The sequence below is a fragment of the Streptomyces sp. NPDC043853 genome, assembly GCF_056436025.1.
Map to the genome: position 1 here is coordinate 139,750 of NZ_JBWKDJ010000005.1, position 15,645 is coordinate 155,394.

10 protein-coding genes are annotated in these 15,645 nt (G+C 71.3%); 3 read left to right on the top strand and 7 right to left on the bottom strand.

Going from position 1 to position 15,645, the window contains the following annotated elements:
• Positions 1-24 precede the first annotated feature (24 nt).
• Both AC067U_RS15600 and AC067U_RS15605 read left to right on the top strand, forming a co-directional pair.
• Entirely contained in the window at positions 25-1,200 is a 1,176-nt protein-coding gene (locus tag AC067U_RS15600) for an AMP-binding protein (protein WP_478830220.1), read from the top strand.
• On the top strand, positions 1,169-5,236 hold the full coding sequence (locus AC067U_RS15605) for a non-ribosomal peptide synthetase (RefSeq protein ID WP_478830221.1): 4,068 nt from the start codon (positions 1,169-1,171) through the stop codon (positions 5,234-5,236). Before AC067U_RS15600 ends, AC067U_RS15605 begins: the two co-directional genes overlap by 32 nt.
• 102 nt (positions 5,237-5,338) lie before the next feature.
• On the opposite strand, the gene AC067U_RS15610 is transcribed toward AC067U_RS15605, so the two are convergent.
• The 4 genes from AC067U_RS15610 to kdpF form a co-directional block, all read right to left on the bottom strand.
• Positions 5,339-5,845 (bottom strand): hypothetical protein, encoded by a 507-nt coding sequence (locus AC067U_RS15610; protein WP_478830222.1) that lies wholly within the window; start codon positions 5,843-5,845, stop codon positions 5,339-5,341.
• A gap of 110 nt (positions 5,846-5,955) precedes the next feature.
• Positions 5,956-6,231: a hypothetical protein gene (locus AC067U_RS15615; RefSeq protein ID WP_478830223.1), complete on the bottom strand. Its 276-nt coding sequence runs from the start codon at positions 6,229-6,231 to the stop codon at positions 5,956-5,958.
• 415 nt (positions 6,232-6,646) lie between these two features.
• Positions 6,647-9,196, bottom strand: coding sequence for a sensor histidine kinase (locus AC067U_RS15620; RefSeq protein ID WP_478830224.1), 2,550 nt, complete (start codon positions 9,194-9,196; stop codon positions 6,647-6,649).
• Position 9,197: 1 nt separating this feature from the next.
• Complete coding sequence (gene kdpF / locus AC067U_RS15625) at positions 9,198-9,287, bottom strand: K(+)-transporting ATPase subunit F (protein ID WP_478830225.1); 90 nt, start codon at positions 9,285-9,287, stop codon at positions 9,198-9,200.
• 212 nt (positions 9,288-9,499) lie between these two features.
• On the opposite strand from kdpF, the gene AC067U_RS15630 reads away from it, so the two are divergent.
• Complete coding sequence (locus AC067U_RS15630; protein ID WP_478830590.1) at positions 9,500-11,062, top strand: Na+/H+ antiporter; 1,563 nt, start codon at positions 9,500-9,502, stop codon at positions 11,060-11,062.
• A gap of 471 nt (positions 11,063-11,533) precedes the next feature.
• Here AC067U_RS15630 and AC067U_RS15635 read toward each other — a convergent pair whose 3' ends face one another.
• The 3 genes from AC067U_RS15635 to AC067U_RS15645 form a co-directional block, all read right to left on the bottom strand.
• Positions 11,534-14,077 carry a DUF4118 domain-containing protein gene (locus AC067U_RS15635; protein WP_478830226.1) on the bottom strand — a complete coding sequence of 848 codons (2,544 nt, stop codon included), beginning with the start codon at positions 14,075-14,077 and terminating at the stop codon, positions 11,534-11,536.
• Between the two features lie 39 nt (positions 14,078-14,116).
• Positions 14,117-14,806 carry a response regulator gene (locus AC067U_RS15640; protein ID WP_478830227.1) on the bottom strand — a complete coding sequence of 230 codons (690 nt, stop codon included), beginning with the start codon at positions 14,804-14,806 and terminating at the stop codon, positions 14,117-14,119.
• Positions 14,807-14,928: 122 nt separating this feature from the next.
• On the bottom strand, positions 14,929-15,645 hold the full coding sequence (locus AC067U_RS15645; RefSeq protein ID WP_478830228.1) for a potassium-transporting ATPase subunit C: 717 nt from the start codon (positions 15,643-15,645) through the stop codon (positions 14,929-14,931).

A 15,645-nucleotide genomic window follows, 5' to 3' on the forward strand; every position in this document is an offset into this window, starting at 1 on the left:
CAGCCGACGAGGAAGGGATCCCGGATGTACGGCACAGCGGCGTCCGTCGTCGAAGTCTTCGAGGCGCAGGCGGCGAAACGTCCGGAGGCGATCGCGGTCCGCGGCGCCGACGGTGAGCTGACCTACGCCGAGTTGGACCGAGGGGCGAATCGGCTGGCTCACGAACTGCGCGCCCGAGGGGTGGACATCGAGGTCCCGGTGGCGCTGCTGATGCGCCGCTCGGCCGATCTGATCGTCACCCTGGTGGCCGTCCTCAAAGCGGGCGGTGTCTATGTGGCACTGGACCGCAGCATGCCGGCCGAGCGCCGGGCCTCGGTCCTGCGCGATGCCCGTCCTGCGCTGGTCATCACCGACGACGAGATGCCGTCCGCCACGGACGGGGACAGGCCGTGGTGTCCGCTGTCGGAGCTGACGGCGTGCGCCGCGCGACGGCCCGCGACGCGACCGGTGACCCGCACTTCGCCGGTGAACACGGCCTACATCGCGTACACCTCCGGATCAGCCGGGAAGCCCAAGGGCGTCATGGTGCCGCACCGTGCGATCGAACGTCTGGTCGTCGGAGCGGGCTATCTGCCGATCCGGCCCGACGACGTCTTCCTGCACCTGGCCCCCATCGCCTTCGACGCCTCGACCCTGGAGATCTGGGGGCCTCTTCTCAACGGTGCCAGGCTGGTGGTGGCGCCGGAACAGCAGCTCACTCTGGGAGCACTCGCCGACCTGGTGCGCGGCGAGGGCGTCACGATCCTGTGGCTGACCGCCGGGTTGCTCCACCACCTGGTCGCCTCCGGCCTCGCGGCGCGGCTGCGCGGCCTCAGGTTCCTGCTCGCCGGCGGTGACGTGCTGTCGGTGGAATCGGTGAACGCCGCCATGGCGGATCTCCCCGGCACGACACTGATCAACGGCTACGGCCCCACGGAGAACACCACGTTCACGTGCTGCGGATCCCTGGCCGAACCGGTGACGGCGCCGCGGGTGCCGATCGGACCAGCGATCGACGGCACCTCGGTATACGTGCTCGACGACGCCGTCGCGCTGGTGCCGGACGGACAGCCGGGCCGTATTCACGTCGCCGGCGCCGGTCCTCGCCGGTATCGCGGTCCACGGAGAACGCCGCCGCCGGCGCTCCGCGCAGCGCTGGGTGCGCACGCTCACCGGCCGACTCGATGTCGTGGGGGTAGAGGTTGCGCCCCCGCACGATGATCTGGGCCACCAGCTCGACGGTCGGCACCCGTCGGCGACGGCCGAGACGTTCCGAGCCGACCCGGACCATCGGCTGGAGCCCTTTCGGCTGACCGGTCTGCAACAGGCCTACCTCGTCGGAAGGGGCGCCGGCGACGAACGGGGCGATGTCGCCACCCACCTGTACCTGGAGATCGAGGCGGATGACCTGGAGCTGCCCCGGCTGGAGACGGCGCTGACCGCGCTGGTCCGCCGGCATGACATGCTGCGCGCGGTGGTGATGGGGGACGGCACCCAGCGGGTGCTCCCGGAATCGGACGCCACCCCGGCCCCGTTCTCGGTCACCGACTGCTCCGCGGAGTCCGGCCCGTGGACCGCCGACGCCGTACGCGAGGAACTGTCCCACGAGATCAGGCCGCTCGGTCAGTGGCCGATGTGGGAAGTGCGGGCGCTGATCCTGCCCGGCGACCGGATCCGTCTGCACATCAGTGTCGACCTGCTGATCGCCGACGTGGCCAGCATCAGGTTGTTCTTCGACGACTGGCGGCGGCTCTACGCCGGCGAGCGGCTGCCACCGCTGCGGACCACCTTTCGCGACTATGTCAACGCCCACGCCGTCGACCCGGAGGATCCGCAGTACACCACCGCCCGCGACTACTGGCTGCGACGGGTGCCCGACCTCCCCGAGGGGCCGCAGCTGCCGTGGCGGCGCGCTGCGACCGCCCCCGCACGGTGGAGCAGAAGGGCTCACCGGCTGCCGGCCCGGTCCTGGTCACGCATCAGACAACTGGCGCTCCGGCACGAGCTCACCCCCACGTCGGTGTTGCTCGCCGCTTTCGCCACCGTGCTCGGGCGCTGGTCCACGAACGACCGGTTCCTGCTGAACCTGCCGCTGTTCGGCCGGCGCCGGGTGCACCCCGACGTCGATGCCCTGATCGGCGACTTCACCAGCGTGGTCCTGCTCGAGGTGGACCTCCGTGGCCGCCCCGGCATCGCCGAACTGGCCGAGCGGCTGCACCGGCAGCTGTGGCGCGACCTGGAACACACCGCGTTCGACGGGGTGGCGGTGCAGCGTGAGCTGGCCAGGGTGCGCCCGGGCACGGGCGTCGCACACTGCCCGGTGGTCTTCGCCAGCGCCCGCGACCAGGGCTGGGACCAGCACGATCAGGACACCGGAGCGCTGGGCCAGAACTGGCTCGGCCGGACCACGTCGGGCATCTCGCAGACCCCGCAGGTCCTGCTGGACCACCAGGTGTACGAAAACGCCGGGGCGCTGGAGTTCAACTGGGACTCGCCGGCCGACGCGCTCCTGCCCGGCGTGCGGGACGAGATGTTCGACGCCTACTGCCGCTTGCTCGACGGCCTGGTCGACGCTGAGGCGTGGTCGGGCGGGGCGGAGGTTCGCGGTGCTGACCTCGACGAGTTCGTGGCCCGGGTGAACGCGACGGACGGTGCGGTGCCGTCGGCGTCGTTGGCCGACGGCGTGATGGGCTGGGCCGCGCGCGAGCCGGACCGGATGGCGGTGCTGGCGGCCGACGGCGGTGTGCTGCGCTACGGGGAACTGGGGTGGTGGGCGTCCGGGGTCGCGGAAGCCCTCCTGGGCACGGACGACGCCCCGGGCGACGTGATCGCGGTGGGGATGTCGAAGTCGGCGGAGCAAGTGGTGGCCGTGCTGGGCGTCCATCTGGCAGGTCGGGCCTACCTGCCCGTGGACGTGGACCTGCCTCCGCGGCGGCGTGCCGAACTGCTTGCGGCCGCGGGCTGTTCGGTGGTCCTCGTCCGGGACGGCGACGACCACCGGCAGTGGCCTGACACGGTTCGGGTCGTGGCCGTGGAGGACTGCCGGGACCGGGCCCGACGGCTGGCCGAATCGCCGGCGAAGGCCACGGACGTGGCCTACGTGCTCTTCACCTCCGGCTCCACCGGTGCGCCCAAGGGCGTGGCGGTCTCGCACCAGGCGGCGCTGAACACCTGTAAGGACGTCTGTGACCGGTTTGGGATCGGGCCCGACGACGCGGTGCTGGGCCTCTCCTCGCTGAGCTTCGACCTGAGCGTGTTCGACGTGTTCGGGGTGTTGGGGACGGGCGGTCGTCTGGTGCTGCCACGTCCCGGTTCGCAGCGGGATCCGGAACACTGGCTGGAGCTGGTGGCCGAGCACGGGGTGACGGTGTGGAACAGCGTGCCCGCGGTCGCGGAAATGGCCGCCTCGCATCTAGGTGCCGGTGCCGGTGCCGGTGCCGGTGGGCGGCAGGGGGCCGCGTTGGCCGGTATCCGGGTTGCGTTGTGGTCCGGCGACTGGATCCCCGTCAGCCTGCCCGACCGCTGGCGCGCGTGGTCCCCCGGGTGCCGGCTGATCTCGCTCGGCGGGGCCACCGAGGCCGCCATCTGGTCCATCTCCCACGAAATCGGCGAGGTCGACCCCGAATGGGACTCCATCCCGTACGGCCGGCCGCTGACGAATCAGCGCTTCCACGTCCTCGACGACCGGTTGGAGTACTGCCCGATCTGGGTGGTGGGGGAGCTGTACATCGGTGGCCTGGGGCTGGCCGAGGGGTACTGGGGTGACCCGGCGCGCACCGCGGAGCGGTTCATCACCCACCCCGTGTCCGGAGAGCGGCTCTACCGCACCGGGGATCTGGGCCGATGGCGGCCGGACGGCACGATCGAGTTCCTGGGACGGACGGACAGCCAGGTCAAGATCGGCGGTTTCCGGATCGAGCTCGGCGAGATCGACGCCACGCTCGCCCAGCACCCGGAGATCGCGAGGGCGGTCACCACCGCCACCGGGACCCGCTACCACCCGTACCTCACCACGTTCGTCGTCCCGGACCGTGTGCAACGGCCGGCCCCGGCGCAGGAAGCCGGTGGCGGCGACGGTGCCGAGTACGAGAGCCTGCTCGGCGCCGTGATCACCGATGCCGCCCACCGCGCGGCCGTCACCGTGGCCCAGCGCGGCCGGCGTGCCGACCTGACCTCGCCGGCGGTCGGACTGCCCGACTTCCTCGACCCGGAGCGGACCGACCGCCGGTGGAACCGGCGGCGCAGCCACCGGCGGTTCGCGGCGACCGAGGTTCCGTTGGCCGAACTCGCCCGGCTGCTCAACTGCCTGCGGGCCGTGGGCGCCGAACACCGCCCGGTGCCGAAGTACCGGTACGGTTCGGCAGGATCGCTCTATCCCGTGCGGACCTACGTCTACGTCCGCCCCGGGCGAGTCGGCGGGCTGCCCGGCGGCTCCTACTACTACGACCCACTGGCACACCGGTTGTGCACCGTACGGACGGGTGTCGAGTTGCCGGCGACCGTGCACCTCTCGATGAACCAGGACGCGTTCTCCTCGGCTGCGTTCCTCCTGCTCCTCGTGGGCCCGATGGCCGAGGTCGAGCCGATGTACGGGCAGCGCGGCCATGACTTCTGCCTCCTCGAGGCGGGCGCGATGAGTCAGCTGCTGGCCGAGTCGGCCACCGAGGGCCCGCTCGGTCTGTGCCAGATCGGACTGCTGCGGGACGAGGAGCCGTTACGGACGCTCTTCGCCCTCGGCGAGGACGAAGTGCTGCTGCACAGCCTGATCGGCGGGCTCGGGCTTCCGGAACCGGACGAGGCCATGGACGCCGGCGTTCCGGCGTCTTCAGCGGCCGGGTCGGCCGGGCTGGTCGGCCAGGTACGCGAGCTCGCGAGGAACGCGCTGCCCGCGCACATGGTGCCGAGCAGGATCCGGGTGATCGACGAGCTACCGCTGACCGACCAGGGCAAGGTGGACCGTGGCCGGCTGGAGGAATGGGCGGGCGAACCCGAGACGGGCGTCGAGGCGGTCGAGCCGGGATCCGATACGGAGGCGCTGGTCGCGGCGATCGTCGCCGAGGCGCTCGGGCGTGACCGCGTCGGAGTCACGGAGAACCTTTTCGGGCTCGGGGCCGACTCTGTGCAGCTCATCGCCATCCGGCAGCGGCTGTCGCAGGAGTTCGGCCGCGAGGTGCCCCTGGCCCGAATGTTCGAGGACGCCTCGGTCCGTACGGTGGCCGCCGCTCTCGCGGCCGCGCCCCGGGTCCCCCCGCGGTAGGGCGGGAGGGCCGCGGGCGTCGCGGCCCTCCCCGAACCCGTACTCGTCACCGGCAACGGCCGCCGGTGGGCCGGCCGTGCCGCCCGTGGGACCCCGAGTCGGTCACTCCAGGCCGGAGGCTTTGAAGACCGACTGGGCCGTCTCGCGGTCGATGTGCTCCGACAGCTCGCGCAGGGCGGCCGTGCCGCTCAGCAGGGTGCCGCGCCGGATCGAGGTTCGGGCGTCCACGTCGAGCCGGTGCCACATCGCGGGGTTCCGGACCAGGACGGTCGGGTCGATCTCGACCTGGTTGCCCTCGGTGTCCCGGAGGACCATGCGCCGGGCCACCGCGTCGTGCCACCGGACCGAGACGAGGGCGTCGGTGCGGACGGTGTCCCTCACCAGCAGGCCGCGGGAGCTGAGCCGGCCGGGCCGTACCGAGACCAGGGGCGGCAGCAGGACCGTGAAGAGCAGGCCGGCCAGGCCGGTCCAGAGCGCGCCCCGGGTCACGTCGAGCCGGCCGAGCCCGGCGTCCATACCGAACAGGGCTGTGAACAGGAGGAACGCGACACCGATCGCCGAGCGCCGTTCGTCGGCCCAGTGGGTGTCCTGTGTGCAACCTCGTTCCATGAGGATGACGTTAGGACGGCGCGAGGTCTCGGAATCGGACCCTGACGCGCTGCTGATGCGGCTGCTACACGATTCTGACGGGGGATCCCATCCCAGGGTGGGAGATGTGTTCAACGGGTGCAGCCTGCCGCCTTCAGGGCTGACGGAAGGTACTCCGTGAGGAAGCGGACGAGGGCCTCGCGCCGACGGTCGGCGTCGGTCGGACTCCTGTTCACCCATATCTCCACCACGTAGCGGCGTCGCTCACCCCCGTACGTGCACACGTCATATGCCATCGCTCCGTTGTCGGCGACCCGTGCGTCGCTGCCCACGGCGGCCCTCTGCGGATGGCCGGCGCGCAGCAGGTTGCTGCGCTTGACTTCGAGCGGGTCGAGATCGGCAGGCACCAGACTCGCCTGGAAGGTGAGTTCGCGACGGTTGTCGACTCCATCGCGCAGCCGGTGATGTCCCCGCCGCCCGCGTCGGTCTTGCTCTGCTCGAACGATTCACCGGGCGGCAGCAGCGGCTTCAGGAGGGTCGCCGACACCTCGACTCCGCAGACATCGCCGGGCACCGCGTAGTCCCGTGAACGCCGCGTCGCCGACGGCCGCCAGATCCTTCCGGGTGACCACCAGATCCCCTGCGGCCCCGGTCCGCCGCCCCTCCGGGATCGAGCTGGTTGAGCCGCATTGCGGTCTGCTTCTCGGCCGCGGCAGACCTGAGCTCCGCCCATTCCTCGTCGAATGACATGAGACCCCCATGGTGAAAGTGGTTGTGCAGGTACGAGCTCAGTCGTCCGGATGAAGGCCGGCGCCCCGCCGGTCAGCGCCGCCCTGCAGGCACGTCGGTGGTGGCGACGGGCAGCGACAGGACCATGGTCAGGCCCCCGCCGGGCGTGTCCTCGGGGGTGAGCGTGCCGTCCATCGCCTCGGTGAGGCCCCGGGCCAGGGCGAGCCCGAGGCCGAGTCCGGCGGTGTTGTCGCGGTCGCCCAGGCGCTGGAAGGGTTCGAAGACACGCTCGCGGTCGTCGGCGTCGATCCCGGGTCCCCGGTCGGCGATCCTGATCTCGACCCGCCCGGCCAGCGCACTGGCCGTGACCAGCACGGGGCGGTCGGCGGGCGCGTGGCGGACCGCGTTGCCGACGAGGTTCGCCAGTACGCGTTCGAGCAGGGGCGGATCGGCCAGCAGCGCAGGTACGGCTTCCAGGGTCTGTACGTCGACGGCCGGCCGGTCCTCCGGTATCAGGTCCAGGGAGTCCAGTGCGGCCGGCAGGACTTCCTCCAGGGTGGTGGGCCGCAGGGCGAGGGTGAGGGCGCCGGCCTGCAGGCGGCTGAGGTCGAGCAGGTTCTCGACGAGCCGGTTCAGCCGGTTCAGGGACACTTCGGCAGAGCTCAGGAGCTCCGCGCGGTCCTCGGCGGAGAAATCGACGTCGGGGGCCCGCAAGGAGGTGACGGCGGCCAGTGCCCCGGCCAGTGGTGTCCGCAGGTCGTGGCCGACGGCCCGGAGCAGGGCGGTGCGCAGCCGGTCAGCGGCCTTGATCGGCTCGACCTCGGCGGCGGCCTCGGCCAGACGGGCTCGTTCGACGGCAGCGCCGACGTGCGCGGCGAAGGCCGCCAGGACCCGGCGCTCGGAGGAGGGCAGCGTACGGCCGCGCAGGACGAGGAAGGCACCGGGCCCGGCGGCGACCACCAGGGCGGGATCCGACGAGCCGTCGGTGCCGGGGGCCCGCGGGGCCAGTTCGACGGTGTCCACGCCGAACGTCTCCCGAGTACGTTCTAGCAGCGCGGGAATGGTCTGGTCGCCGCGGACGATGCTGCCGGCGAGGGAGGACATGGTCTCCGCCTCGGCAGTGGCGCGCGCGGAGCGGCGGGACAGCCGCAGGGACCTGTCGGCTGCGGCGGCCACGGTGGCGGCCACACCGGCGAAGACCACGAGCGCCAGCACGCTGTCGGGGTCGCTCATGGTGAACTCGCCCATGGGCGGCATGAACCAGTAGTTGAGGAGCAGGGCCGCGGTCAGCGCCGCGAGCAGGGCGGAGGTCACTCCGCCGATGCATGCCACGGCCACCACGGTCACCAGGAACAGCAGGGCCTCGCTGGTGAGGTTCAGGGTGCCGCGCATCCGGTCGAGGCCGAGCGTGAGCAGTAAGGGGAGCACCAGCGCGGCCACGGGTCCGGCGACGAGCCGGGAGGTGGGGAGCGTGCGGCGACGGGACGGCAGGAGCCGGCCGTGGCCGGCGCGCTCGTGCGTGACCATGTGGACGTCGATGTCCTCGGACAGCGCGACCACCGTCTCACCGATCCCCCGACCGGTGAGGAATCGTTCCAGCCTGCGGCGGCGGCTCGTGCCGAGGACGAGCTGGGTGGCGTTCTCCGCCTTCGCGAAGTCCACCAGCGCGGTGGGTACTTCGTCCCCCACGACCGAGTGGTAGCTGCCGCCCAGGCTCTCGACGAGGGTCCGTTGTCCGGCCAGTGCCGCGTGGGAGACGCCGGCGGCGAGTCCGTCGCTCCGTGCGACGTGCACGGCGAGGAGTTCGCCCCCCGCCGCCCGGCCTGCGATGCGCGCCGCGCGGCGGATCAGGGTGTCGCCCTCGGGACCGCCGGTGAGGGCGACCACGACGCGTTCACGGGTCTCCCAGACGGCCCCTATGTCGTGCTCGGTACGGTACTTGTGGAGGGCCTCGTCCACGCGGCCGGCCAACCACAGCAGGGCCAGCTCCCGCAGCGCGATGAGGTTGCCGGGACGGAAGTAGTGGGCGAGGGAGGCGTCGATCCGTTCCGGGGGGTAGATGTTCCCGTGTGCCAGCCGACGCCTGAGCCCCTCCGGAGGTATGTCGACCAACTCGATCTCGTCGGCGCGACGCACGAACCCGTCGGGGACGGTCTCCCGCTGCGGCACCCCGGTGATCTTCTCGACGACGTCGCTCAGCGACTCGAGGTGCTGGATGTTGAGCGTGGTGAGGACGTCGATACCGGCTGCGAGGATCTCCTCGACGTCCTGCCAGCGCTTCGCGTGCCGGTTGCCCCCGGGCACGTTGGAGTGGGCGAGTTCGTCGATCAGCACCACCTGCGGCCGCCTGGAAAGCAGTGCCTCCCGGTCCAGCTCCGGGTACCGGCCGCCCCGGTACTCGCAGTCGGCGTGCGGGAGGTGTTCCAGGCCGCGGAGCTTCGCCTCCGTGTGCCGGCGCCGGTGGCACTCCACGAAACCGGCCACCACGTCCGCGCCGCGGGCCACCCGGCGATGTGCTTCGTCAAGCATCGAAAAGGTCTTGCCGACTCCGGGCGCCGCGCCGAGGAAGACCTTGAGCCTTCCGCGCGGTACGACCGACTGCTCCGGTCCGGTCGCCGGGACCGTCTCGTTCGCGGCCGTCATGTCAGAACTTCTCGGGGAAGAACAACGCGAGGACCAGATATCCGACGATGCTGACCGCGATGATGATACCCACGACATTTTCCGTGCTCAACCGAACCCGACTCCTCGATGCGCCCTCGACCTCATCAGCGAACAGCAGCGAGAACGTGAACGAAACGGCCCTTACGCACTCCTGACGCCACTCGGCCGTGACCTTGACGGTGCATTGACGCCCGCTCCGTCGATAGGGTGAAGGTGGTGTGCCGGGAAGCCTGGTCGGCGTCGTGAGGCCGCATGGTCCACGTCGACACGGGCGGGGGCGGAATGCACAGCGTCGGTACGGTCTTGATCCTTGTGGTGCTGGCCACCGCGGTGGCCACGGGGGCACGCCGCTGGCGCATTCCCGCGCCCTCGCTCCTCGTCGTGGCGGGCATCGTCGTCGCCTTGGTGCCCGGAACTCCCGAGATCCGGGTCAGCCCCGAGGTCATCGGCCTCGTCGTCCTGCCGCCCTTGCTGTACGCCGGCGCCGAGGAACTGCCCTGGCGGGAACTGCGCCTGGTGTGGAAGCCGGTGAGCGTGCTCGCCGTGGGACTCGTGCTGGCCTCGGCAGCCGCGGTCGGCGCGGTCGCCTCCCTGCTCACGCCACTGTCCTGGCAGATGGCGCTGGTCCTGGGCGCCGTCCTCGCGAGTACGGACCCGGTGGCCGTCACGGCCCTGGGCCGGCGCCTGTCCCTGCCTCCCCGGGTCCAGGTCCTCGTGCAGGCCGAGAGCCTCTTCAACGACGCCACCTCGCTCGTCCTCTTCCGGGTCGCGGTCGTCGTCGCCACTGCCTCCGCCGGCTTCTCCTGGCAGTCGGCGGGCACCGAGTTCGCCGTGCTCGCCGGCGGCGGCGTCCTGATCGGAGGAGCCGTCGCCGGGGCAGTGGCCCTGATCCGCCACAGGACCCAGGACCCCGTACTGGAGACCGTCATCACCCTGGTGACGCCGTACGCCGCTTACGTCCTGGCCGAGGCGGTGCACGCCTCGGGCGTGACCTCCGTCGTCGTGGCGGGCGTCGTGCTCGGGGGCCGGGCGGACCGGTTGACCAACGCCCGGATAAGGCTCCAGCTGCACGCCGTCAACGGGACCGTGGTCTTCGTACTGGAGAGCGTCGTCTTCAGCCTGATCGGCCTCACCCTGCCGGCCCAGGTCGCCGCGCTGACGGCAGCCGACCGGGCCTGGCCCCTGTACGCGCTGGCCGTCGCCGTGACGCTCATCGCCGTACGCCTGCTGTGGGTGCTGCCGCTCTCCGTCGCCGTCCAGCGCAACGCCGGGGCACGCCCGTCCTGGCGGGTCCCCGCCGTACTGACCTGGGCGGGCACGCGCGGCGTCGTCCCGCTGGCCGCGGCGCTCTCCATCCCGGTCGCGGCGGGCGACACCGGGCAGCTGGACCAGCGCCCGCTCGTCCTCGTACTGACCACGTCGGTCGTGGTGTTCACCCTGGTCGCCCAGGGCTTCACCCTGGGCGGCGTGGTCCGCCGCTCCGGCATCGCCCTCGAACCCGACCACACCGAACGCGAGGAGGCCGCCGCCCGGTGCGGGCTCGCCGCCGCCGGCATCCGGAGACTGGACGAGATGACCGACATCCAGGCCGTCCCCGACGTCGTGGCGGACCGGCTGCGGCGAAGCCTCCAGGCCCGCCTCGAGCATGCCCGCGACCGTCTGGAGGAGGCGGACCTGGCCGAATCGGCCGACCACGTCTACCGGCTGCTGCGCCGGGATCTCATCCGGGTGGAGTCGGCCGAACTCCAGCGGCTCTACGACGAACAACAGATCAGCGACACCACCCGCCGCCGGCTGCAGCGTTCCCTGGACCTGGAGGAGGCTCGTCTCGACCTGGCCGGCTGAAGCGGGCAGGCAGGATGAGAGGCGGGGGCGGGCTTCATGGCGGAAACCCACCGTACGGGAAGAGCCGGAGGCACGTTCTCCCGTGCTCCTCGAAGGTCTTCCGAAGTCCGCCGTCAGGGCAACGTCAAAGATCGACTTGGGTGCGGAAGGAACACGTCAAGGAGTGCTGTTCGGGCCCTCGGCCTGGAGCAGACTGATGGGGCGACGGGCCGGCGGCACGCGCCTGGTGGGCGGTGACCTGAACACCGCCCGAAGGAGCACGCGGTCCCACCGTGGGGGGTACGGACCGGGGCGACCGCGTGCCGGTCACCGGTCGCACAACACATGAGCCGTCCGGCTCTCCGGTGTGGGGATACCGGCGCCGGGCGGCTCACGTGTTGCGGGGGCTTGCCGGCCGCTGCCCACCGGCGCCGTGCCCACGGCGATCGCGGGACCGCTGCGCGAGCACGGCTCGGCCGCTCGTCGTACGGGTCAGGTCAGCGCCGACCTCGGCAGATCGACGGCGACGGCCGGAGCGTCGCCCGCTATGGGGAGGGTGAGGACCATGGTGAGGCCGCCGCCGGGGGTGTCCTCGGCGGTGAGGGTGCCGCCGATGGCCTCGGTGAAGCCGCGGGCGACGGCGAGGCCGAGGCCGACGCCGGCTCCGCGCGGGGCGTCCCCGTGGCGCTGGAAGGGTTCGAAGATGCGGTCCTTGGCCTCGTCCGGGACCCCGGGGCCCTGGTCCACCACACGGAGTTCGACCCGGTCGCGCAGGGCGCTCGCCGTGACGAGGACGGGCTGTCCGTCGGGGCTGTACTTGACGGCGTTCTCGACGATGTTGGCCACGGCGCGTTCCAGCAGGCCGCGGTCGACGGCGATCATGGGGAGGGTTTCGGGTATGTCGAGTTCGACGCCGTCCTCCGGTACGCCGCCCAAGGCCATCGGGACCACTTCGTCGAGGTCGGTCTCGCGGATGAGGGGGACGACGGTGCCGGTGTTGAGGCGGGACATGTCGAGGAGGTTCCCGATGAGCGCGGCGAGGCGGTCGGCGCCGTCCTCGATGCCTTCGAGGAGGTCGGCCCGGTCGTCTTCGGACCATTCGACGTCATCGGAGCGCAGGGAGGTGACGGATGCCTTGATACCGGCGAGCGGGGTGCGGAGGTCGTGGCTGACGGCGGCGAGGAGGGCGGTGCGGATGCGGTTGGCCTCGGCGAGTTCGCGGGCCTTCTCGGCTTCGTCGACGAGGCGCTGGCGGTCGAGTACGACGGCCGCCTGGGCGGCGAACGCGCCGAGGACGCGGCGGTCCTCGGCCGGGAGCACGCGGCCGGTGAGGGCGAGTGCCATGGTGTCGCCGATGGGCAGGTCGACGTCGGCGTCCTCGGGGCGGCTCACGGGCGTGGTGCCGACGGCGGCGGCCGTGGTCCACGGGTCGACCTCGCTGGTGCGTTCGAGGAGGACGACCGACTGCATGGCGAAGGTCTCGCGGAGGCGTTCCAGCAGCGCGTCGAGGGAGTCCTCGCCCCGCAGCACGCTGCCGGCGAGGAAGGAGAGGATCTCGGACTCGGCGCGGAGGCGGGCGGCCTGATGGGTGCGCCGGGCGGCCAGGTCCACCACCGAGGCCACTGACACCGCCACGCCCACGAATATCGCGATGGCGACGATGTTCTTGGGATCGGAGATGGTGAATTCGTGGAGCGGCGGGGTGAAGTAGTAGTTCAGGAGCAGGGATCCGAAGGCCGCGGAGGCGAGGGCGGGGAGCAGTCCGCCGAGCAGTGCTGCCGCCACCGTGCAGGTGAGGAAGAGCAGCATGTCGTTGGCGAGCCCGAGGTCGGGCAGGAGCTGGTTCAGCAGGACGGTCAGGAGTGCGGGGCCGGCGATGCCGGTCAGCCAGCCCCAGACGATGCGGGCGCGGCCGAGCCGGGCGCCGCGGGCGACGGGCAGGCCGCGGCCCTTGGCGGCCTCGTCGTGGGTGACGATGTGGACGTCGAGGTCGGGTCCGGATTCGCGGGCGACCGTGGCGCTGACGCCGGCGCGGAAGACGGACTGCCAGGTGCGGCGGCGGCTGACGCCGAGGACGATCTGGGTGGCGTTGACACCGCGGGCGAACTCCAGCAGTGCGTCGGGGATGCTCTCGCCTATGACGTGGTGGAAGGTGCCGCCGAGGTCCTCGACCAGGGTGCGCTGGACGGCGAGTTCCTTGGGGGAGGCGGAGGTGAGTCCGTCGCTGGCGGCGATGTAGACGGCCAGGACCTCGCCGCCGGCGCCCTTCTCGGCGAGGCGGGCGGCGCGGCGGATCAGCGTGCGGCCCTCCGGGCCGCCGGTCAGGCCGACCACGATCCGTTCACGGGCCTGCCAGGTGGAGCGGATGTTGTGCTCGCCCCGGTACTCCTGGAGGTACTCGTCGACCCGGTCGGCCACCCACAGCAGGGCCAGCTCGCGCAGCGCGGTCAGGTTCCCCGGGCGGAAGTAGTTGGACAGGGCGGCGTCGACCTTGTCGGGCTTGTAGACGTTGCCGTGCGCCATCCGGCGCCGCAGCGCCTGCGGGGACATGTCGACCAGCTCGATCTGGTCCGCGCGCCGGGCTACCTCGTCCGGGACGGTCTCCCGCTGGCGTACCCCGGTGATGGTTTCGACGACATCACCCAGGGATTCGAGGTGCTGGATGTTGACGGTGGAGATCACGTCGATGCCGGCCTGGAGGAGTTCCTCCACGTCCTGCCACCGCTTGGCGTTGCGAGAGCCCGGGACGTTGGTGTGGGCCAGCTCGTCCACCAGCGCCACGGCCGGGCGCCGGGCGAGGATGGCGTCCACGTCCATCTCCGTGAAGGTGGAGCCGCGGTATTCGATCTCGCGCCGCTCGATGAGTTCGAGACCGTGCAGCATCACCTCCGTGCGCGGACGGTGGTGATGCTCGACGAAGCCGACGACGCAGTCGGTGCCCCGTTCGATCCGGCGGTGCGCTTCGGAGAGCATCGAGTAGGTCTTGCCGACGCCCGGCGCTGCGCCGAGGTAGATACGGAGCTTTCCGCGTCCCATGTTTTTCCGACTCTTCTTCGCTGGTGATCGGGCGGATGATCAGGGTTCGAAGCGGTAGCCCATGCCCGGTTCGGTGATCAGGTACCGGGGGTGCGAGGGGTCCGCTTCCAGCTTGCGTCGCAGCTGGGCCATGTAGACCCGCAGGTAGTTGGTGTTCTCCCGGTAGGTGGGCCCCCACACCTCCAGCAGCAGCTGGCTCTGTGTGATCAGGTGGCCCGGGTGGGTGAGGAGGATCTCCAGCAGGTGCCACTCGGTCGGGGTCAGCCGTACGGTCCGGTCTCCACGGCGGACCTTCTTCGCGACCAGGTCGACGGTGAACTCGTCGGTCTTGACCACGGTGACCTTGTCGGGCCGGGCGTTCGCCGGCGCCTCCTGCCTGCGGGTGGCGGCGCGTAGTCGTGCCAGGAGCTCGTCCATGCTGAACGGTTTCGTCACGTAGTCGTCGGCCCCGGCGTCCAGAGCCCGGATCTTGTCCTCCGAGGTGTGCCGGGCGGACAGGACCAGGATGGGAACCAGGCTCCAGCCCCGGACGCTCTTGATGACGTCGATGCCGTCCATGTCGGGCAGCCCGAGGTCGAGGACGATGACGTCCGGTTTGTGGGTGGCCGCGAGCCGGAGGGCCGAGCTGCCGTCGCCGGCCTCTGCGACCTCGAACTTGCGCGCCTGGAGGTTGATCTTGAGCGCGCGGACGAGCTGGGGATCGTCCTCCACCACCAGCACCCGGGTCATGGGTGTGCAGCCTTTCCTTCGTTGCGGGCGCGGTGCGGAACCGGCGGGGCGCTGGGGGTACCTCCCAGCGGTGACGGGGGAGTTCGCGCCCCGCCGGCTCTCGGGTCGTGCGATGGGGAGCATCAGTTCTTGGTGAGTGCCTTGAGGGCGGTGTTGAGTTCGAGGACGTTGACGCGGGGTTCGCCCATGAAGCCGAGGATCCGGCCGTCGGTGTGGTCGTTGACGAGCTTCTCGACCTGCTTGACGTCGAGCCCGTTCTTCTCTGCGACGCGGTGGATCTGGAGCTTGGCGTAGGCCGGGGAGATGTGCGGGTCGAGGCCGGAGCCGGAGGAGGTGACGGCGTCGGCCGGTACGTCCTCGGGCTTGACCCGGTAGCCGGCCGTGGAGTTGTCGGTGACGACGGCGTCCTTGGCGGCGATGACCTGGGCGCAGAGGGTGCCTTCCGCGGCGTCCTTGGTGCACTTGCCGTCGATGGCGCCGTTGTCGCCGGAGCGGTTGGTGGCGCCGGAGAGGATCAGCGAGTACTGGGTGTTGACGCTGTTGGAGCCGAGGCCGTTGGAGGGGCGCGGCTGGAACCACTTCAGGTCCGGCTTCGCGGCCTCTTCGGCGTCGTCGGGGTTCTGCTTGGGCAGGTTGTAGGTCTGTCCGATGAGGGAAGAGCCGACGACGTTGCCGCTCTTGTCCTTGATCTCGGAGCCGTTGGCCTTGTCGTTGAACAGGGCCTGGGCGATCCCGGTGACGGCGAGCGGGTAGAGCACGCCGCACACGACCGTCAGGACCAGCAGGGCCCGCAGGCCCGCGCCGATCAGGCGCGCGGTGTTTGCTACGGAAGTGTTCAT

What these genes read in the sequence shown, in the direction of transcription:
- AC067U_RS15620 (WP_478830224.1), bottom strand. Translation starts at nt 9,196, where the DNA reads ATGACGGCCGCGAACGAGACGGTCCCGGCGACCGGACCGGAGCAGTCG.
- AC067U_RS15610 (WP_478830222.1), bottom strand. Translation starts at nt 5,845, where the DNA reads ATGGAACGAGGTTGCACACAGGACACCCACTGGGCCGACGAACGGCGC.
- AC067U_RS15640 (WP_478830227.1), bottom strand. Translation starts at nt 14,806, where the DNA reads ATGACCCGGGTGCTGGTGGTGGAGGACGATCCCCAGCTCGTCCGCGCG.
- AC067U_RS15600 (WP_478830220.1), top strand. Translation starts at nt 25, where the DNA reads ATGTACGGCACAGCGGCGTCCGTCGTCGAAGTCTTCGAGGCGCAGGCG.
- AC067U_RS15635 (WP_478830226.1), bottom strand. Translation starts at nt 14,077, where the DNA reads ATGGGACGCGGAAAGCTCCGTATCTACCTCGGCGCAGCGCCGGGCGTC.
- AC067U_RS15645 (WP_478830228.1), bottom strand. Translation starts at nt 15,645, where the DNA reads ATGAACACTTCCGTAGCAAACACCGCGCGCCTGATCGGCGCGGGCCTG.
- AC067U_RS15630 (WP_478830590.1), top strand. Translation starts at nt 9,500, where the DNA reads ATGCACAGCGTCGGTACGGTCTTGATCCTTGTGGTGCTGGCCACCGCG.